We start from the raw sequence: 19,702 nt of genomic DNA on the forward strand, positions 1-19,702 counted from the left end.
GCATGTTCAACTGGACCGTTCGCGCCAGCCTGGGCAACCGGCTGCTGGTACTGGCCTTCGCGCTGATCCTGATGGTCTACGGCGGCCTCACCGCATGGCGCACGCCGGTCGATGTGTTCCCGGACCTGAACAAGCCGCTGGTGACCGTGATCACCGAAGCGGGCGGCATGGCGCCGCAGGAAGTCGAGCTGCTGGTGTCGTTCCCGATCGAGACCGCGCTCAACGGCATGCCCGGCGTCACGCGGGTGCGCTCGGTGTCCGGCGTCGGCCTGTCCATTGTCTATGCGGAGTTCGACTGGGGCAGCGACATCTACCGCAACCGCCAGCTCGTGTCGGAACGGCTGGCGCTGGTGAAGGAGCATTTGCCGGGCGGGCTCACGCCCATCCTCGGCCCGGTCTCATCGATCATGGGCGAGATCATGCTGATCGCCTTGCCGATCGATCCGGCGCGCGCCAGCCCGATGCAGGCGCGCGAGTATGCCGACTTCGTGCTGCGGCCGCGGCTGCTGTCGGTGCCCGGCGTGTCGCAGGTGATCCCGATCGGCGGCGAGGTACGGCAATTGCGGGTCGAGCCCGATACCGCGCGCATGGCGCAATTCGGCGTGGCGCTGGCACAGGTGCAGGGTGCCTTGCGCGACTTCGCCGCCAATACCAGTGGCGGCTTCATCGACCTCAACGGCCGCGAATACCTGATCCGCAATCTCGGCCGCACCAACCGGCTCGACGACCTCAAGGGCCTGGCGGTTGCCTACCAGGACGGCGTGCCGGTGCTGCTGGAGCAGGTAGCCCAGGTACGCTACGCCGCGGCGCTCAAGCGCGGCGACGCCGGCTTCAACGGCAAGCCCGCGGTGATCGTCAGCGTGCAGAAGCAGCCCGCCGCCGACACGGTGCGCCTGACGCGCGACCTGGAAGCCGCGCTGGGCGAACTGAAGCAGGGGCTGCCGCAGGGGCTGTCCACGCCGCAGGTGCTGTTCCGCCAGGCCGACTTTATCGAGGCCTCGATCGGCAACGTGGTCGAGGCGCTGCGCGATGGCGCCATCATGGTGACGGTGATCCTGTTCGCGTTCCTGCTGAGCGCGCGCACCACCGCGATCTCTCTGGTGGCGATCCCGCTGTCGCTGGCCGTCTCCGCGCTGGCCTTCCACCTGCTGGGCCAGTCGATCAACGTGATGACGCTGGGCGGCCTGGCCATCGCCATCGGCGAACTGGTCGACGACGCGATCGTCGACGTGGAGAATATCCAGCGCCGGTTGCGCCAGCGTGCCGGCATGGACGACCCGCCGCCCGTGCTGGAGACCATCTGGCGCGCCTCGGTCGAAGTGCGCTCCGGCATCGTCTATGCCACGCTGGTGGTGGTGCTGGTGTTCGTGCCGCTGTTTGCGCTGCCGGGGATCGAAGGGCGCCTGTTCGCGCCGCTGGGGATCGCCTACATCGTCTCGATCCTGGCGTCGATGCTGGTGTCGATGACGGTGACGCCGGTGCTGTCGTACTACCTGCTGCCGCGGATGAAGCGGCTCGACCATCCGGACAGTCCGCTGGTGGCATGGCTCAAGCGCGCCGATGCCCGCCTCCTGGCCTGGTCGTTCCCGCGCGCCAGGGCCGTGCTGTCTGTGGCCTTCGTTGCAGTGGTGCTGGCCGCGGCCACCGTGCCGTGGATGCCGCGGGCCTTCCTGCCGGGCTTCAACGAGGGCTCGATGGTGATGTCGCTGATGCTCAATCCCGGCACCGCGCTGGCCGAAGCCAACCGCATCGGCGCGCTCGCGGAAACGCTGATCCGGCAAGTGCCGGAAGTGACGCGCGTCGGGCGCCGCACCGGCCGCGCCGAACTGGACGAACACGCGGAAGGCGTGCATGCCTCCGAGATCGACATCGACCTGAAGCCCTCCGGCCGCAGCCGGGAACAGGTCATGGCCGCGATCCGCGCGCAACTGGCCGGGCTGCCTGCGTCGGTGGCGATCGGCCAGCCGATTTCGCATCGGCTGGATCACCTGCTGTCCGGCGTGCGGGCGCAGATCGCGCTGAAGATCTATGGCGACGACCTCGATACGCTGCGCGGCCTGGCTGAGAACGTGCGTGGGCGCCTGGCGGCGATACCCGGCCTGGTCGACATCACGGTCGAGCGCCAGGTGCTGATTCCGCAGGTCAATGTGCGGCTCGACTATCGCAAGGCTGCGCAGTACGGCATCCCAGCCGGCGAGGCGCTGAAGGCGCTGCAGACCTTGTCCGACGGCACGCGCGTCACGCAGCTGATCGACGGCGTGCGCCGCCACGACCTGGTGGTGCGCCTGCCCGATAGCGGCCGTACGCCGCAGGACCTGTCCCGGGTCATGCTGGACTCGCCGCGCGGCGCGGTGCCGTTGTCGGCCATCGCCAGCGTGGAGGAGGGCGATGGCCCCAACCAGATCGGGCGCGAGAACGGCCGGCGGCGCATCGTGGTCTATGCCAATACCGACGGCTCCGATATGTCGCAGATCGTCGGCGCGGTGCGCGAAGCGGCGGCGCGCGCCGGATTGCCCGGTGGCTATTTCGTCAGCATCGAGGGCCAGTTCCAGGCGCAGGAGCAGGCCACGCGCCGCATCGCGCTGCTGTCCCTGGTGTCGCTGGCGCTGATCTATCTGGTGCTCTACTCGCGCTACCGCTCCGCCACCCTGACGCTGGTCATCATGGCCAATATACCGTTCGCCCTGATCGGCAGCGTGATCGCGATGTGGCTGGCGGGGCTGAGCCTGTCGGTGGCGTCGATGGTCGGCTTTATCACGCTGACCGGCATTGCCACGCGCAACGGCATCCTGAAGGTCAGCCACTACATCAACCTGTGCCGCTTCGAAGGCGAGACCTTCGGCATGCCGATGATCGTGCGCGGTTCGCTGGAGCGGCTGACGCCGGTGCTGATGACCGCGCTGGTGGCGGCGTTCGCACTGGTGCCCTTGCTGATATCGGCCGACGCGCCGGGCAAGGAGATCCTGCATCCGGTCGCGGTGGTTATCTTCGGCGGGCTGGTCAGTTCGACCCTGCTCGATTCCATGCTGACGCCGCTGGCGTTCTGGGTGTTCGGGCGCCGCCCGCTGCAGCGCATCCTGTCGCAGCAGCAGGAGGACACTTACTGATTCACGGGCTTTGGCAGCGGCGCCCGCAAGCCGCTGCAGCAACGGAGTATGCGATGAAGAAACAGATCCCTGCCATGTTGTTTGCCGCCAGTGTTGCCCTGTCCGGGCTTTCCGGCCTGGCCATGGCGCATGGCGCCAAGCCTGCGCAATACGGCGGCATCGTGCAGGCCGCCGGCGACCTGCAGTTCGAGCTGGTCAACCGCGACGGTGCCGTCACGATTTATGTCGATGACCATGACAGGAAGCTGCCCGTGGCCGGCGCCAGCGGCAAGCTGACGGTGCTGAGCGGCACCCGCAAGACGGAAACGGCGCTGAACCCGGGCGCGGACAATGCGCTGGTTGCGGCCGACAAGCTGCAACTCACAGCCGGCTCCAAGCTGGTCGCGACGATCCGCTTTGCCGACGGCAAGACCGTCACCGCCCGCTTCGTGGCGAAGTGATTGCCGGGCTGCTGCCGGGCGAACCTGACAGGACTGATGCCGGAATTCCGGCAGTCCTGCTCAGGAGCGCAGCACCGGATAGATCGCGAGGCCGATCAGCGCGGCGCCCGCAATGATGACCGGCTCCGGCAGCTTCCTGAACTTGAGCAGCAGCGCAATCGTTGCCAGCGCCAGCAGGGCGGTCGGGACGTCGACGATCGAGCGCTTGGCCAGCACAAAGACAGCCCCGGTGATGGCGCCGATCGCCGCCGCCGTGACGCCATCGACAAAGGCCAGGATGGCCGGCAGTTTTCCATACTTCTTGAAGTACGGCGCTGGCAGCACGGTAAACAGGTAGCAGGGCAGGAACGTGGCCAGGGCCGCCACGCAGGCGCCAGGCAGTCCGGCCACCAGGTAACCGATAAAGCCGACCGTGATGACCACCGGGCCGGGCGTGATCATGGCTACAGCGACGGCGTCGACAAACTGCTTTTCATTGAGCCACTGGTGCTCCGTCACCACGCCGCCATAGAGGAATGGCACGATCGCAAGGCCCGAGCCGAACACGAAGGCACCGGCCTTGGCGAAGAACACGCCGATCTGGGTCAGCAACGGCCAGTCCAGCGCGCTGAGCAGGCCGCTTGCCGCAGGTACCTGCGCCGCTGCAAGCGCATTCGCGCCGCTCTGCCGCAGCCACTTTGGCGGCGCGCGCCAGAACCACGCCAGCACGCCGGCCGCGAGGAACAGCCAGGCGATCTCGGACTCGGTGACGATGGTCACCGCGGCCAGCACCAGGTAGATCGCCCACAGCAGCTTGTCCCTGCCGACGCTTTTCGTGGTCAGCTTATAGGCGCTGATGGCGATAATGCCGATCACGGCGGCGCCCACGCCATAGAACACCGCTTGCATCCAGGCCAGCCCGCCAAAGCGGACGTAGGCCCAGCCCAGCGCCAGCACCATCAGGAACGATGGCAGCACGAAGGCCACCCCGATCAGCGTGGCACCGGCAACGCGGTAGTGCACGTAGCCAAGATAGATGGCCAGCTGCGCGGCCAGCGGCCCTGGCGCCAGCTGCGCCAGTGCCAGCCCTTCCTTGTAATCGCCATCGGCGACCCATCCGCGCCGCTCGACCAGGTCGCGGTGCATATAACCGGCCAGCGCAACCGGCCCGCCGAAGCCGAGCGTGCCAAGCCGCAGGAAATACAGCACCAGCTGCCAGAGAGTGTAGGCAGGCGGCTCCGGGCGTTCCGCTAAAGCCGTGTCGGAAGGTTGCATGCGAGGTTGAAAAGAGGTGGAAGTTCAGGCTTTCCTCAGGCCTTTCTGTTAGCCGAGAAGTGCGCGTAAAGCGAGTCCAGCACCGTGCGGCTTCGGCCAGTAAGCGCGGTCATGCTGCGCATGATAGAGCCCCGTAGCCAGCACTTCAACGCTGTAGAGATCTCTACAAGGTGCGCCTGGATCGGCATATGGATGCAGGGCAGTGTTGAAGCTCCACGGGAACTGCCGGTTTATCATCGACAGCGCAGCCCTTAACGACTGACGCAGGAGGAGCCATGGACCGCCGCAAACTCATTCTGAACGGTGTGCAACTGGGTGCGGGGCTGGCCATGGCGCCGTTGCCGGCCGTCGCTGCTGCGATGGCGCAATCCCCATCCAATCCCGCGAAGGCTTCCGCCATGACGCCCGCGCAACGGAGCACCGGACGAAAATCCCGCATCTTCATCACCGGCTCATCCGATGGTCTCGGCCATGCCGCGGCCCGGACGCTGCTCGGCGGCGGGCATGAGGTCGTGGTGCACGTCCGCTCCCACGCACGGCTGCCCGCCGTCAGGGAGCTTGTGGAGCAGGGCGCCATCGCAACCATCGGCGATCTTTCCGACCTGAGGCAGACTCGGGATCTGGCCCGGCAGGTCAACGCCATTGGCACGATGGACGCGGTGATCCACAACGCGGGAGTCTTGTCCGGACCCGAAGTCCTGGTGGTGAACGTCGTCGCGCCGTACTTGCTCACGGCGCTGATCCAGCGCCCCAGGCGGTTGATCTACCTGAGCAGCAGCATGCACAAAGGTGGCCGGACGAGTCTTGACGGCATCGACTGGTCCGGGCGTACCGGGCCTGCTTCCTATTCGGAAAGCAAGCTTTTCATCACGACCCTGGCGGCCGCCGTGGCGCGGCTATGGCCCACCGTGTACAGCAACGCAGTCGATCCGGGCTGGGTTCCCACCAAGATGGGCGGCGCGAATGCGCCAGATGACCTTCGACTGGGACATCTAACCCAGGAGTGGCTGGCGACCAGCAACGATCCGCAGGCGTTGACCAGCGGAGGGTATTGGTACCACCAGCGGCTGCAGCAGCCGCACCCCGCCGTCCACGGCACGCGATATCAAGATCGGTTGCTCGGCGAGCTGGCCCGCGCGACAGGGACAAGGCTGGTCTGAGGCACAAAGGTCAGGTGAATGGACAAGGGCGAAGGGCTGGTTTCGCGCCTTGGAATTCGTCGCGAAGAGCAAGCTGCCTCTGATCGCTGATTGATATCGTTTGCGCTGTTCCTTGCGGCATTCTCGCCGGCATGGTTCATACCGCTCGCTCGCCTTCTTCGCTCGGCTTGGCGTCCCCTTCATTCGCATCTATTCATGCGTTGAAGGCTGACCGACGCGTCCCTTGTATGACGCAAGGTGACAGCAAGACCCGATGAACTCAGCCAGTTCCAACTCGCCATGAAAGGTATGAGCTGACCTGCATCTCCGGCATCTGCCTGCTTTGCCGAATTTTTAGACTGTACTCGTGACCAATAAAAAGAGAGGGATTCCATCGAGTACGTGCCGACCGCCTGAGCCTATATAGCCTTCACCCGTGGCACTCGACACCAGGCCCCCGTCGGTGAGTGCAGCTCGCGTTCGCCTGGCTCGCTAAGCTGATCGGGATTCGTCGACACGATGGAACGCCCACTGACATCCGTAGCTTCCCAGATGTCGCTCCATGCCTACAGGGTTTCTTCCGATTACGATAATTGTTCAAGTGTACAGATAATATCGTGCATAGTGCGAGACGCGGTGCGCCATCGCGGTCGGGCTCGAACACCAGGTAGGAGCTTATCCATGACAGCAATATCCGTTCCGAAAAGCGACGTTCTCGTTGAGAGCCCGGAGGAAAAGGCGCTCTTTTCCAAGATCAACTGGCACATCCTGCCCTTGCTGCTGATTGCCTACTGCTTTGCATTCATCGACCGGGTGAACATCGGTTTTGCGCAGCTTCAGATGAAGGGCGAGCTCCATTTCAGCGATCAGGTCTTTGCTCTCGGCGCGGGCATGTTCTTCGTCGGCTACCTCCTGTTCGAGGTGCCGAGCAACATGCTGCTGGAGAGGATCGGGGCACGCAAGACCATCCTGCGCATCATGCTGTGCTGGGGCGCTTGTGCTACCGGCATGGCCTGGGTTTCGGAGCCCTGGCAGTTCTATACGCTGCGCTTCCTGCTTGGCGCTTTCGAGGCGGGCTTCTTTCCCGGCGTTGTTCTCTACTTCACCTACTGGTACCCGCCGGCCCGGCGCGGCCGGGCCATCGCGGTGTTCATGACCTCCACGGTTGTCTCCGGCATCCTCATCGGTCCGGTCAACGGCGCGCTGATGAAGTTCGGCCACGGCTTTCTCGGCTACCAGGGCTGGCAGTGGATGTTCATTGTCAATGGTGCGCCCTGCCTGCTGATTGGCTTTCTCTGCTACCTCTGCCTGAGCGACAGGCCGGCTGAGGCCAAATGGCTCTCCTCCGAGCAGAAGAAGCTGCTGGCCGATCGACTCGCCAGGGGCGGTGGGTCCGGTGGAGGCAGCCACAAGGGCGCTCTTGGGGCGCTGCTGCGCGATCCCAAGGTCTATGTGCTCTCGTTCATCTGCTTCCTGTACCTCGGCGCGGTCTATGTACTGGTGTTCTGGGTACCGACGCTAATCCAGAGTTGGGGTGTGAAGGACGTGTTTCACATAGGTTTGCTGCAAGCCATCCCGAACATCGTCGGCGCCGTGGGCATGATTCTCATGAGCCGCAGTTCCGACCGGAACAACGAACGGCGATGGCATTTCGTAGCCGGCGTGGCCCTGATCGCGGCCGGTCTGCTCGGGATCGCCTGGCTGAACGGTGGCGTGGCTGTGTCAATTGCGCTGCTCTCGATCGCGACCATCGGCACGGCTTCCATGACACCGTTGTTCTTCTCCTTCGTCAGCGAGTACCTGCCGAAGGAACAGGCGGCCAGCGGCCTCGCGCTGGTGAGTTCGCTCGCCAACATCGCGCCGATGGTGACGCCCTCCCTCAGCACCTGGCTGCGAACCTCGACGGGCAGCAACGCCTCCAGCCTCCTCCTGGTGGTCGCGCTCTATGCCGCCGCGGCCGTCATCATGGTCTTCGCCGCCCGGCGCCCGAAACTTCAATATCAGGTTCAAGGAGTATCTGCGCTATGACACAAGCAAGGGAAATCAGAGACTGCATGGCCATCGATTGGGACGTACCGATCGAGATGGACGATGGCATCGTGCTGCGGGCCGACGTGTACAGGCCCATTGCGCCGGGCAGCTACCCTGTCATCATGACCTATGGACCCTACGGTAAGGGCTTGTCCTTCCAGGAGGGCTACAAGACCGCCTGGGATCTGATGGCCGCGCGCTACCCGGATGCGCTGGAGGGCTCGTCGAACCTCTACCAGGCGTGGGAGGTGGCCGACCCGGAAAAATGGGTGCCGGACGGCTACGTCGTCGTGCGCGTGGATTCGCGCGGCGCGGGGCGCTCGCCCGGGGTCATCGACCACTTCTCCGAGCGAGAGGCACTCGACTACTACCAGTGCATCGAATGGGCCGGCGTTCAGCCCTGGTCGAATGGCAAGGTGGGCTTGAACGGGATCTCGTACTACGGGGCCAACCAATGGGTTGTCGCGGGGATGCGGCCGCCGCATCTGGCCGCGATCTGCCCCTGGGAGGGCTTCAGCGACGGCTACCGGGAGTCAGCGTTCCACGGCGGCATCCTGTGCACGTTTGGCAAGAACTGGCAGGAGATTCAGGTCAAGACCGTCCAGTACGGGCGGGGCGAGAGCGCGCCGCGCAGCAAGGTGACTGGCAAGCTGGTGTGTGGCGACGAGGCGCTCAGCGAAGCGCAACTGAAGGCCAACCGGGCGGAAATATCGGGCCGTTCCAATGACCACCGGTTTGACGATGACTTTTATGCGCGGCGCCGGGCGCGGCTGGACGAAATCACGGTGCCGGTTCTGTCCGCCGCCAACTGGGGAGGGCAGGGGCTGCATCTGCGCGGGAACGTAGAGGGTTTCGTCCAGGCCGGGTCGAAGCAGAAATGGCTGGAGATACACGGTGAGGAGCACTGGACCTCGTTCTACACCCGCTACGGTGTGGGCCTGCAGAAGCAGTTCTTTGGCCATTACCTGAAGGGCGAGGACAACGGCTGGAACAAGCGCCCGCCAATCCTGCTGAACGTGCGCCATGTGGACAAGTTCGTCGAACGCGCGGAAAGCGAATGGCCGCTGGGGCGCACGCAATGGACCAGGATGCACCTGGACCTGAAGCGCCAGTCGCTGTCGAGCGAGGGCAGCGAGGAGCCGGCTTCGGCGACTTTCGATGCGATGGGGGACGGCATCCGCTTCATGTCCGCGCCGTTCGAGGGCGAAACGGAAATCACCGGACCGCTCGCCTGCAAGCTGTTCGTGTCCTCATCGACCACCGACGCGGACATCTTTCTGGTGCTCGGTCTGTTCGATCCGCAAGACAAGGAAGTGGTCTTCCAGGGGGCCTTGGACCCGCACACGCCCGTGGCCCAGGGCTGGTTGCGCGCATCGCACCGGGAACTGGACACGGCGCGCTCGCTGCCGTGGCGCCCCTACCATGCGCACCGGCGGCAGCAGCCGCTTGAGCCGGGAAAGCCGGTCGAGCTAGACGTTGAGATCTGGCCCACCTGCATCGTTGTACCTGCCGGCTGGCGCATCGGCTTGACTGTCCGGGGGAAGGACTACGAGTACGCGGGAGCAGCTACGCACTTGTCGAACGTGAAGTTCCCGATGAAGGGGTGCGGGCCATTCCTGCACGACGATCCGGAAGACCGGCCGCCGTCCGTTTTTGGAGGCCGGACCACGCTGCATGCAGGCGAAGACATGGTCCCGTATCTCCTGCTGCCCGTCGTTCCGCAGCGCTAGAGCGTGTCACGAACCGATTAACCCAGCTTCATTTGCTTTACATACAGGGATTCCCATGAACAAGGTTCTTCGCAGGCAGGAAGTGACTTCAGTCAATGTCGGAGGCCAGCAGTCGCAGGCCATCACCGAGGAGATTCCCATTATCGACGTGGGGCCGTACTTCGCGGGTGTTCCCGGGGCTCTCGCAAATGTAGGTGAGCGAATCCGCGAGGCCTGTACCGAGATTGGCTTCTTTTATATCGTCAATCACGGTGCATCTCAGGCGACCGTGGGCCGGGTGTTCAAGGCGATGGAAAGTTTCTTCACGCTGCCCGCATCCGAAAAAATCAAGGTGCGCATGAACGAGCACCAGTCGGGCTGGCAGGCACCGAATGTCGCCATTCATGGCGACAGCTTCGACAAGGTGGTAAAGCCACAAGCCACGGAGGCATTCAAATTCGGTCCGGAACTTGGGCCGACGGACCCGGATTTCCGGGGCAGCAAGCGTTTTCGCGGGCATAACCAATGGCCGGAAGCCCTGCCCGAAGAAGATAAACAAGCGTTCCTGCGCTATCACGCGGAGTTCAACGAACTTGCCAAGCGCCTGCTGGCGCCGGTCGCGGTTGCGTTGGGTCAGTCCCCGGACTTCTTTGACGAGGCATTCCGTAAAAGCGATTCCGTGATGCGAAGCGCTTTCTATCCCGTGGTCAAGCCGGAGGAAAACCAGTTTGGTTTGCCCGGTCACACGGATTTGAGTTTCCTCACCATGATTCCGCCGGCCACGGCTCCCGGGCTGCAGATTCTGACTGCGGCCGGCACGTGGATAGACCAGCCGATCGTCGAGGGTGGCATTTTGGTGAACACAGGCGATACCCTGCGGACCTGGTCCAATGACCAGTTTATCGCTACCCCGCATCGTGTGGTCGCCTCGACCAGGGAAGAGCGCTATTCGGCCATCTTCTTCCTTTACCCGAATCTGGATGCTGTCATCTCATGCGTGCCGAGCTGCTGCAGTGAAGACCAGCCGAGGAAATACGCGGACCTGACGTTCGCGGATTTCTATGCCGGATACTCCGCCCGCAACTTCGGCTACGCCGAGAAAAAGGCTTGAGGTATCCCCGCAATCGCGCAAACTTTGTCTTGTCGCCGGCCGCGTGAGCACGAAGCCATATCTGAAGCCAGGCAGGTGCACCCGCCCCGCGAGTTTCCTACCCTTGGTACATGCGACGGTGATGTTGTGCCCTCGGCGCATTGCGCGGGTCTGTGCAGGGTTGAGTGCTTTGCATTATGCGAAGCACGCATCGATCCAATTCCCAAATTCACTTGCCAGGTGCCATTGATGGCCCGAAACGACTTGCGGCAGGATCAACAGGGGAAACTCGACCAGGAGTTTAGCTCTGAAGCCCTGGCCTTCGTTGCGAAACTGATGGCGAACGCCTCCTAAAGCAGTGCCCTTGGCACTTCTGGCCACTCCGGCAATCTGGTGCGGGTACGCCTGGTCTGGCGGGGATCGCAGGCTCGACAGGTCGGAATAGTCGATAAAGAAGCGCGTGGAAAATGGCGCGCCTCCAGTCGTTTCGATGACTTCTTGAATACCACCAGCGCCCGTGCGGATCATGTAGTGGTCTGGTGCGGCCGACAGCATCGCCAGCTCGTCGTTGCTCAGCGTGCGCGCCTGGAACCAGTCTACGAAATGTTCTGCTGTACCCCCGGAGACAATCAGCTCTGTCACGGAGAAGCGGCGGGAGCCGCGAGACATGGCAGCCGTCAGCTCGGCAAGGGGCGAGGAGATCCCTAACTCAAGACGCAAGGTCTTCATCAAGCCCTCCGCGCCGAGCTCCAGCTTGAGGGCTAGCAATTGTCGACGAATGGCCGCCAGGTCGAGGCTGGCAGGGCGGGCGCCCAGTTTTCCCAGAACAATCTGTGCGCGGCGTTGCTCCCACTCGAGGACCATCTGGCGAGGGATTTCGCGACCGTTGATGATCGTTCGGATTGCCGGGCTGACATGCATCTTAGTTTTCATCGAAAATTTTTTTTCGGAGGCTGCTCAGTAGAGGTACGAGTGACCAAGTTACATGGAAAGACGGACGGGCTAATGTGGACAATTGCGCGCTTTGTGGTGCGCAAAAAGCTTAAAGCATGATGGTGGAAACCCTTCCTTGAACTTGGTCAAGCGTACAGTGTAATATTCGGTCTGGCTAAAGGAGACATCGATGTTACGCAAGTTCATCTTCCTCGCGACGTGCTTCTGCCTGTTTGCCGCCAATGCGGCCATGGCGCAGGGGCAAGTCGTTCGAATCGTAGTGCCTATTGGCGTTGGAAACAGTTTCGATACCTCCGCACGCGTGCTTGCCGAAGCATTGCGCAAGGCGACCGGGCAAAGTTACATCGTCGATAACCGGCCGGGCGGCGGCGGCATAGTCGGTACTGCAGAGGTTGCTCGTGCCAAGCCCGATGGGCTGACACTGCTGTACACCACCGCGGGCCACGCGACCAACGCTGCGCTGCACGCCAAGCTTCAGTACGACAGCATCAAGAGCTTCACACCCATCAGCATGATCACGCAAAGCAGCGGCTTCGTCCTGCTGGTTCGTGCTGACTCGCCATTCCGGACGGTGCGCGACCTGATTGCCGCAGCGAAGTCGAAACCCGGATCGGTTTCCTTTGGCTCTTTCGGTATCGGCAACACCACGCACGTGGTAGGTGCATTGTTCGCGAGGGGTGCAGGCGTTCAGATGCTGCACGTCCCGTACCGGTCTCCCGTCAGTGATTTCCTTGGCGGGCAAGTGGACTCGATCTTCATTGGAGAGTCGACCGCAATGCCTCTGCTCAAGGACGGAAAGGTTCGTGCACTCGCCATTTCGGCTTCGAAGCGCTCCCCGACCTTGCCGGATGTGCCGACCTTTGAAGAAGTCGGGGTTAAAGGCGCTGACGTGCCCGCGTGGTCGGGATTGCTGGGGCCCGCAGGCATGTCGCCGGAAAGCGTTAAGAAGCTCTACGCTGCTTTGCAGCAGGCTGTAAAGACGCCTGAGTTCCAGGCAAGCCTGAAAATCAATGCGGCGAACGTTGTGCTGATGGCCCCGGATCAGTTCGCGAAGGAGTTGGAGTCTGAAGTAGTGAGGTTCAAGACGCAACTGCCGTCACTCGGTATCCAGATGGAGTAAGTGCGACCTGCAGTTGTGTCCGACGCTCGGTGCGAGAAGTCTTCCACTTTCCAGAAATCTGTTTTCCGCCCGCGCCGTTTCGACGCAACCAGCGTGCGTGTAAGGTCTCGATAACGGATTTCCCGCGTGCCATCTGGCATTAACAGGAGACATATGGAACCGGTCCAGTCATTCGTCTATGAGGCGAACGCGGCTCGCGTAGTTTTTGGTGCTGGCGCACTGCGGCAGGTCGCGGCGGAAGCCGAGCGCCTCGGTTTGCGTCGCGCTTTGGTACTCAGCACGCCGAATCAGCGATCCGAGGCGCAGCGTGTCGCAGACCTGCTTGGCTCGCGTTGCGCCGGGATTCACGCTGGCGCCGTCATGCACGTTCCGGAGGAGAGTGCGGAGGAGGCGGTTGCGCGGGCAAGCGCGCTTGATGCCGACGGCGCGGTGGCGATCGGCGGGGGCTCCACGACTGGCCTGGCCAAGGCGATAGCGCTGGAGACGGGACTGCCCTATATCGCCATCCCGACCAGCTATGCGGGATCCGAAATGACGCCGATCTATGGCCTGACTGCGGGCGGGCAGAAGAAGACCGGGCGGAATCCGCGCGTGCTGCCCCGTGTCACGCTTTACGATCCGGAGCTGACCGTCGGGCTGCCCGCACAGCTTACCGTGACGAGCGGGCTCAATGCCATTGCGCATGCGGCCGAAGGACTCTATGCGCGCGACACCAATCCGGTGATGGCATTGATGGCGGAAGAGGGCATTCGCGCCCTGGCCGCAGGCATTCCTGCCGTTGTGACGACGCCGGATAACCTCGAGGGCCGGGCGCAATGCCTCTATGGCGCCTGGCTGTGTGGCACCGTACTTGGCAGCGTGGGCATGGCGCTGCACCACAAGCTATGTCACACGCTCGGTGGCAGTTTCAACTTGCCGCATGCGGAAACGCACACCATCGTGCTGCCGCATGCGCTGGCCTATAACGCCGCGGCCGCCCCTGAGGCGATGTTCCGCATCCAGCGCGCAGTTGGCAACCATCAGACCTCCGCCGCGGCTGCGCTGTACGACCTGGCAGGGCAACACGGCGCGCCGCTCGCGCTGCGCGACATCGGCATGCGCGCCCAGGACATCGACGTCGCAGTCGAGCAGGCGCTTGCCAATCCCTACTGGAATCCCCGTCCGATTGAGCGCGAACCGATCCGGGCATTGTTGCAGGCGGCATACGACGGTAGTCGCCCGGCATGACGACGCGAACGACAGAGAAGAATGGAGTGAGTGCATGAGGATAGCGTTCCTGGGTACAGGAAAGATGGGCTTGCCGATGGCACGGCACATGGCGTGTGGTGGGCATGAGGTTGTGGCGTTCGATATCGCCTCACCCCAGCTTGCACTGGCACGTGAGGCCGGCCTTGCGATTGCGGCATCGCTTGCCGATGCTGTCGCACCGGCGCAGGTGATATTCAGTTCTATGCCGCACGACGCGGCGTTTGCCGCCGTATCCGCTGAAGTCGCGGCCTGCGCGACGCCAGGGTCCATCTACGTAGACACCAGCACGATTTCTCCGGCGGCTTCGGCTGCCGCGGCCTCGCACCTGGCGGCACGCAATATCGCGTACCTGCGGGTGACGGTGTCGGGCAACAACCATATGGCCGAGGCGGCGAACCTGACCGCGATGGTGTCCGGTCCCGCCGCGGCGTTTGAGCACGTCAAGCCCTTGCTCGCGCTGTTCGGCCCGACCCAGTTCTATCTCGGTGACGCGGAGCAAGCCCGCCTGATGAAGCTGGTCATCAACCTGCTGATTGCATTGACCTCCGGGATGCTCGCGGAAGCGCTGACGCTTGGCCAGAAGGGGGGGCTCGACTGGAAGGCCATGTGGGAAGTGATTGCAGCCAGTGCGGTCGCATCGCCCATTGTCAAGGCGAAGTCCGCACAGCTAGCGGTGCACGACTACGCGCCGACCTTTACGGTTGACCAGATGCTCAAGGATGTCGGCCTGATCCTCGACGCCGGCGCGGACCTGCGGGTGCCAATGGGCCTGACCGCTTTGCTTGGCCAGATGCTGCAAGGTGCCGCAGCGCAAGGCTTTGCTGGCGAGGACTACGCAGCCGTGATCAAGTTCGCCGGGCAAGCGGCAGGAGTCCTGCAGCGCTAATTCCTGGTCGTGACCGCGATAACCGTTCAGGTCGTCCACTTCCGTTCGTAGTCCATCTGGTGGAAATGGTCCACCAGGAACTCGATAAACAGCCGAACCCGTGCGGGCAAGTGTGTACGGGTCTGGAACGCGATATTGACGGTGAGCCGTGGCAGGTCCCAGTCGTCCAGCACCGGCACGAGCCGTCCGGCGACGATGTCGTCGTACACGATGTACTTCGGTTGCACAAGAATGCCCATGCCGTTGAGGGCGGCGGCCCGAAGTACCTGACCGTCGTTCGATTCCAGCGTGCTGCGCACATTGATGGTCTGCTGTACCTCGTCGCGGCTGAACGTGAGTTCGTTGGGGCGATTCGCATAGGAATAGATCAGCATGGCATGACTGGCGAGATCTTCGATGGTGCGAGGCATCCCCTTGCGCTCAAGATAGCGGGGCGATGCCGCCAGCACGCGGCGCATTTGCGCCAGGCGGCGCACGGTGAGATTGGAATCAGGCTCGAACTCGCGGGTGCGAATGGCGAGATCAATACCGCTATCCATGATGTCGTAATAGCGATTAGCGGCAACGATATTCACGCTGACTTTCGGATAGCGCTCGGTAAATTCCGGAATCAGCGGCGCCAGGTGGAGCATCGAGAACGACAGGGATGCCGTCACAGTCAGGGTGCCGGCCGGTTCCAGCACGTTGGCGCTGACATCGGCCTCTGCTTCCTTCATTTCTGAAAGCAAGTCCTTGCAGCGCCTGAAGAATTGCTCTCCGACCTGCGTCAGGTAGAGGCGGCGCGTACTTCGCTCGATCAGGCGTGCAGCCAGCCTGCGCTCGAGCGAGGTCAGGTGGCGGCTCGCCGCGGCATTCGACATTTCCAGATTCTCGGCGGCCTTGGTGAGGCTTCCCAATTCCGCGGTCTGCACAAACAACTCAATTTCCGTCCACCGATCCATGCAGCGTCTCCAACACTTGCGTCGTTCAATTTTCTCGCGGCGAGGAAGATTGATTTCCCTTATGCGATTTTTTTTTGTTTTTTTAAAGTATAGACTTCTTTGCAATCAGCCAGTCATCAATGAATGAACAATTAGTGCTGATGCAGGAGGAAGGAGGCAACGTCATGATGCGAACACCGGTTCGCAGCGCTGCGCTCGTCACGATGGATGCCATGCATGGCGATCTGGTTGTCGACATGCTGATGGAAAGGCGAACCTATTTCCGCCATCGGGCACCGCGCATAAGAGGAGACCATGAACAAAATCCAAGAAATCACACCGCTGTTCGAGATGCGTGGCATCTCGAAGACCTTTCCCGGGGTCAGGGCACTGGACGATATCTCGTTCTCGGTCTATCCCGGCGAGGTGCATATGCTGCTGGGGGAGAACGGAGCGGGAAAATCCTCACTGATGAAAGTCCTGTGCGGCGTCTATGCCGCGGACGCGGGTGAGTTCTACCATGAAGGCAGGCAGGTCAAGGTGTCGGGTCCCGCAGATACGATGCGGCTCGGCATTGCCGTGATCTTCCAGGAGTTTTCGCTGGTCCCGTATCTCGATATCGCGCAGAACATCTTTCTCGGACGCGAACCGCGCGGCCGCCTTCCCGGCTCGGTCGACCACAAACGGATGCACGCCGAGGCGCGTCGCCTGCTCGACATGCTCGGCATGGATCTGAGCACCCATACCCCGGTGCATCGTCTTGGCGTGGCCCAGCAGCAGATGATCGAGATCGCCAAGGCGCTGTCGCAGGATGCGCGCATTCTCGTGCTCGACGAGCCGACCGCTGCGCTCTCCGACCGCGAAACAGAGCGGCTGTTCGATGTGATCGGCCGGCTGAAGGCCGACGGCGTATCGCTGATCTATATCTCGCACCGGATGGCCGAAGTGTTTGCGCTCGGCGACCGCATTACGGTGATGCGTGATGGCCGCAAGGTCGGCAGCTATCTACCCGGCGACGCGACGCCCGACGAGCTCGTCACGCGCATGGTTGGCCGCAAGGTTGACATGAGCTATTGCCGCGAGCGGGGCGAGCTGCCCGGCGAGCTGGTGCTGGATGTGCGCAACGTCAGTGCGGGAAATGGCATCGAGAACGTCAGCCTGCAGGTGCGCGCAGGAGAGATTGTCGGCCTTGCCGGCCTGGTCGGTTCGGGACGCAGCGAAGTCGCGCGCGCGGTGTTCGGCGCGGACCCGATCCGTGAGGGCGAGATCCGGATCTTTGGCCAGGCAATGCGCGGGGGACCCGAAAAGGCAAGGGCGCTCGGCGCGGCGTTGATTCCGGAAAGCCGCAAGACCGAAGGTCTGGCGCTGATTCGCTCGGTGCGCGACAACCTGCTGCTGGCCGGGCTGAACCGAGCATTTCCGATGCAGTGGTACCGCCATGGCAAGGCGGAGGTCATGTCCGCCAGGGAGATCGAGCGGCTGCGCATCGCAACCCCCAATGGCGACCAGCTCGCGCAGAACCTCTCGGGCGGCAACCAGCAGAAGATCGTGATCGGAAAGTGGCTGCTTGCCGAGGCGCGCCTCTTTATCTTCGACGAACCGACTCGCGGCATCGATGTCGGCGCCAAGGCCGAGATCTTCGCGCTGATCGACGGGCTTGTGAAGCAAGGCGCTGCGGTGCTGCTGATCAGTTCCGAGCTGCCGGAAATCATCAATGTCTGCGACCGCACCTATGTCATGCGGGAAGGCCGGATTGCCGGCGAACTCGCGCACGGCCAGATGAGTGAGGAAAGCATTCTGCAACTGGGGATGAACGATGTCTGATACGCCTGATACCCAAATGTTGTCGCACGCCATGTCGCGACCGCCCGCTGCATCGCCTGTCAGCTTGCTCACCCCCGCGCTGGCGCGCGTACCAGGCTCGGCCTGGGTGCTGCTTCTGCTGGTGCTCGTGTTCAGCGTGTCCGGCCAGGGCTTCCTGAGTGTCGCCAATCTGCTCAACGTCGGCACTCAATCCACGATCTTGCTGCTGGTTGCCTTGCCGATGACGCTGATCATCATGACGGAGGGACTCGATCTTTCGATCGGCGCGGTGCTGACGCTATGCGGCGTGGTGCTGGCAACGGTTGTGATTGGCACAGGTTCGGTCGGCCTCGCCCTGGCGGCCGCCCTGGGTGTGGGCGTCGCGTTTGGGCTGCTCAATGGCGGACTGGTTGCGTGGCTTGGCATGCCGCCATTCGTGGCAACGCTTGGCACCCTCGGTGTGGCGCAAGGGTTCGCATTGGTGATGACCGACGGCCAGAGCGTCGTCGGCATCGGCGACACGATTCCGGCGATCTATGCCGGCGCGTGGCTCGGTATCCCGATCCCGCTCTGGATTGCCGCAACCTGCTACGGCCTGTTCCATTGGCTGCTTTACCGCTCCCGATTCGGAGCTTATGTCTTTGCCCTGGGTGGCAATCGCGAAGCACTCAAGTTTGCCGGCGTTCGCGTCAATCGCTACCTGATCGCGGTCTATGCCCTGGGCGGGCTGATGGCAGGTCTCGCAGCATTGCTGCTAACTGCGCGGATGAACGCCGGGCATCCGACCGCTGCCATCGGGCTCGAGTTCGATGCCATCGCGGCGGTGGCGGTGGGTGGTACCACCTTCGATCGCGGCAATGGCTGGCTGCCCGGCACGCTTCTCGGTGTGCTGACCGTGGGTGTGCTGCGCAACGGACTCAATCTGCTCGGCGTGCCCTCCGCGGTGCAAGTTGCCGCCATCGGGCTGCTCGTCCTCGTGGTCCTGCTGATCGAGTCGTACAAGAATAAGGAGAAGGCATGAACACCCACGCGCTCACGCCGCGCTTTGCGCTTTCCGCCGATGCCCGTTCATTCGCGTACCGGCTCGGGGCGCTCGGCCTGCTCTGTGCCTTGCTGGCCATCGCATCGGATGCGTTCCTGACAACCGGGAACCTGCTCAATGTGCTGCGCCAGGCCAGCCTGCTGTTCCTGCTCGCCTCGGGCCTCACCCTGGTGATCCTGACCGGGGGACTCGATCTGTCGGTTGGTGCGAATGTCGCAATGTCTGCCTGCCTGGCGGCAAGTGTCATGAAGGCTACCGGCTCCACGCTGCTCGGGGTCGGGGTCGGCCTTGGCTGCGGCATGCTGATCGGGCTTGCCAATGGCGTGCTGGTGGCCGCCCTGCGGATTCCACCGTTTATCGCCACCTACGGCATGCTGTGGGTACTCCACGGACTCACATACTGGTTCATGGCCGGTGAAACGATTCACGGATTCTCGCCGGCGTTCCGTGCCATTGGCAGCGGCTACTTGCTGGGGGTGCCGATCCCCGTATTCCTGATGCTGGTCTTCCTGTTTGCGGGCATGGCGGTATCGCAGAAGACCACGTTCGGACAGGAGATCTATGCAATCGGCGCAAATCCCGTCGCCGCGCGCCTGTCCGGCGTTCCGGTCAAGCGGCGCCTGGTGCTGGTCTATATGGTTAGCGGTGCCATGGCAGGGCTTGCAAGCCTGGTGTTCCTCGCGCGCCTGAACTCGGCCGAGGGCGATATCGGCGAGGCGCTGACCTTGCCGGCCATTGCCGCGGTGCTGATCGGTGGGACGTCGCTGTTCGGGGGCGTGGGCAGGGTCTCGGGCACGCTGATCGGCGCCATCATTCTGACGTTGGTGCTCAATGGCATGAATCTGCTGACCATCAGCGCGAACTGGCAGCCGCTGCTCACTGGCGTCATCGTCGTGCTGGCGGTATTCCTCGACACCATTTCCCGTCGCCGCAACGGTACGCGCTGAACTTCAATTCCA

The 19,702-nt window shown here is 63.0% G+C and carries 15 protein-coding genes; 12 read left to right on the forward strand and 3 right to left on the reverse strand.

Features of this window, described 5'->3' with window-relative positions:
* Positions 1-2: 2 nt before the first annotated feature.
* Together MKD50_RS03550 and MKD50_RS03555 are read left to right on the forward strand one after the other, a co-directional pair.
* The gene (locus MKD50_RS03550; protein ID WP_252666396.1) at positions 3-3,107 is read left to right on the forward strand and encodes an efflux RND transporter permease subunit; all 3,105 of its coding nucleotides are present in this window, start codon (positions 3-5) and stop codon (positions 3,105-3,107) included.
* Positions 3,108-3,160: 53 nt separating this feature from the next.
* Positions 3,161-3,547 carry a hypothetical protein gene (locus MKD50_RS03555; protein WP_240070876.1) on the forward strand — a complete coding sequence of 129 codons (387 nt, stop codon included), beginning with the start codon at positions 3,161-3,163 and terminating at the stop codon, positions 3,545-3,547.
* A gap of 60 nt (positions 3,548-3,607) precedes the next feature.
* On the opposite strand, the gene MKD50_RS03560 is transcribed toward MKD50_RS03555, so the two are convergent.
* A complete protein-coding gene (locus tag MKD50_RS03560; RefSeq protein ID WP_252666397.1) occupies positions 3,608-4,801 on the reverse strand; it encodes a chromate transporter in 1,194 nt (397 codons plus the stop codon).
* A 275-nt stretch (positions 4,802-5,076) separates the two neighbouring features.
* Between MKD50_RS03560 and MKD50_RS03565 the strand changes: the two genes are divergently transcribed.
* From MKD50_RS03565 to MKD50_RS03580, 4 genes are all read left to right on the forward strand, one after another.
* Complete coding sequence (locus MKD50_RS03565; protein ID WP_252666399.1) at positions 5,077-5,961, forward strand: SDR family NAD(P)-dependent oxidoreductase; 885 nt, start codon at positions 5,077-5,079, stop codon at positions 5,959-5,961.
* Between the two features lie 660 nt (positions 5,962-6,621).
* Entirely contained in the window at positions 6,622-7,968 is a 1,347-nt protein-coding gene (locus MKD50_RS03570) for an MFS transporter (protein WP_252666400.1), read from the forward strand.
* A 26-nt stretch (positions 7,969-7,994) separates the two neighbouring features.
* The gene (locus MKD50_RS03575) at positions 7,995-9,701 is read left to right on the forward strand and encodes a CocE/NonD family hydrolase (protein ID WP_252666401.1); all 1,707 of its coding nucleotides are present in this window, start codon (positions 7,995-7,997) and stop codon (positions 9,699-9,701) included.
* A 55-nt stretch (positions 9,702-9,756) separates the two neighbouring features.
* Positions 9,757-10,791, forward strand: coding sequence for an isopenicillin N synthase family dioxygenase (locus tag MKD50_RS03580; protein WP_252666402.1), 1,035 nt, complete (start codon positions 9,757-9,759; stop codon positions 10,789-10,791).
* A 174-nt stretch (positions 10,792-10,965) separates the two neighbouring features.
* Here the strand turns inward: MKD50_RS03580 and MKD50_RS03585 are convergent, their stop codons facing one another.
* Positions 10,966-11,703, reverse strand: coding sequence for a hypothetical protein (locus MKD50_RS03585; RefSeq protein ID WP_252666403.1), 738 nt, complete (start codon positions 11,701-11,703; stop codon positions 10,966-10,968).
* A 190-nt stretch (positions 11,704-11,893) separates the two neighbouring features.
* Here MKD50_RS03585 and MKD50_RS03590 point away from each other — a divergent pair, with 190 nt between their 5' ends.
* The 3 genes from MKD50_RS03590 (at position 11,894) to MKD50_RS03600 (ending at position 14,978) form a co-directional block, all read left to right on the forward strand.
* On the forward strand, positions 11,894-12,844 hold the full coding sequence (locus MKD50_RS03590) for a Bug family tripartite tricarboxylate transporter substrate binding protein (protein ID WP_115682725.1): 951 nt from the start codon (positions 11,894-11,896) through the stop codon (positions 12,842-12,844).
* Between the two features lie 153 nt (positions 12,845-12,997).
* Entirely contained in the window at positions 12,998-14,071 is a 1,074-nt protein-coding gene (locus MKD50_RS03595) for a maleylacetate reductase (RefSeq protein WP_252666404.1), read from the forward strand.
* A gap of 34 nt (positions 14,072-14,105) precedes the next feature.
* Positions 14,106-14,978: an NAD(P)-dependent oxidoreductase gene (locus MKD50_RS03600; RefSeq protein WP_252666405.1), complete on the forward strand. Its 873-nt coding sequence runs from the start codon at positions 14,106-14,108 to the stop codon at positions 14,976-14,978.
* A 26-nt stretch (positions 14,979-15,004) separates the two neighbouring features.
* On the opposite strand, the gene MKD50_RS03605 is transcribed toward MKD50_RS03600, so the two are convergent.
* Complete coding sequence (locus tag MKD50_RS03605; RefSeq protein ID WP_115713007.1) at positions 15,005-15,919, reverse strand: LysR family transcriptional regulator; 915 nt, start codon at positions 15,917-15,919, stop codon at positions 15,005-15,007.
* A gap of 294 nt (positions 15,920-16,213) precedes the next feature.
* Between MKD50_RS03605 and MKD50_RS03610 the strand changes: the two genes are divergently transcribed.
* The 3 genes from MKD50_RS03610 to MKD50_RS03620 are packed head-to-tail and all read left to right on the forward strand — an operon-like array spanning position 16,214 to position 19,690.
* A complete protein-coding gene (locus MKD50_RS03610) occupies positions 16,214-17,722 on the forward strand; it encodes a sugar ABC transporter ATP-binding protein (RefSeq protein WP_252666407.1) in 1,509 nt (502 codons plus the stop codon).
* Positions 17,715-18,722: an ABC transporter permease gene (locus MKD50_RS03615; RefSeq protein ID WP_252666408.1), complete on the forward strand. Its 1,008-nt coding sequence runs from the start codon at positions 17,715-17,717 to the stop codon at positions 18,720-18,722. Before MKD50_RS03610 ends, MKD50_RS03615 begins: the two co-directional genes overlap by 8 nt.
* Positions 18,719-19,690, forward strand: a complete 972-nt coding sequence (locus tag MKD50_RS03620; RefSeq protein ID WP_115682720.1) for an ABC transporter permease — start codon at positions 18,719-18,721, stop codon at positions 19,688-19,690. Before MKD50_RS03615 ends, MKD50_RS03620 begins: the two co-directional genes overlap by 4 nt.
* Positions 19,691-19,702: the final 12 nt, after the last annotated feature.

The organism is Cupriavidus mimosae, from assembly GCF_023952485.1.
Taxonomy (GTDB): Bacteria; Pseudomonadota; Gammaproteobacteria; order Burkholderiales; family Burkholderiaceae; genus Cupriavidus; species Cupriavidus taiwanensis_C.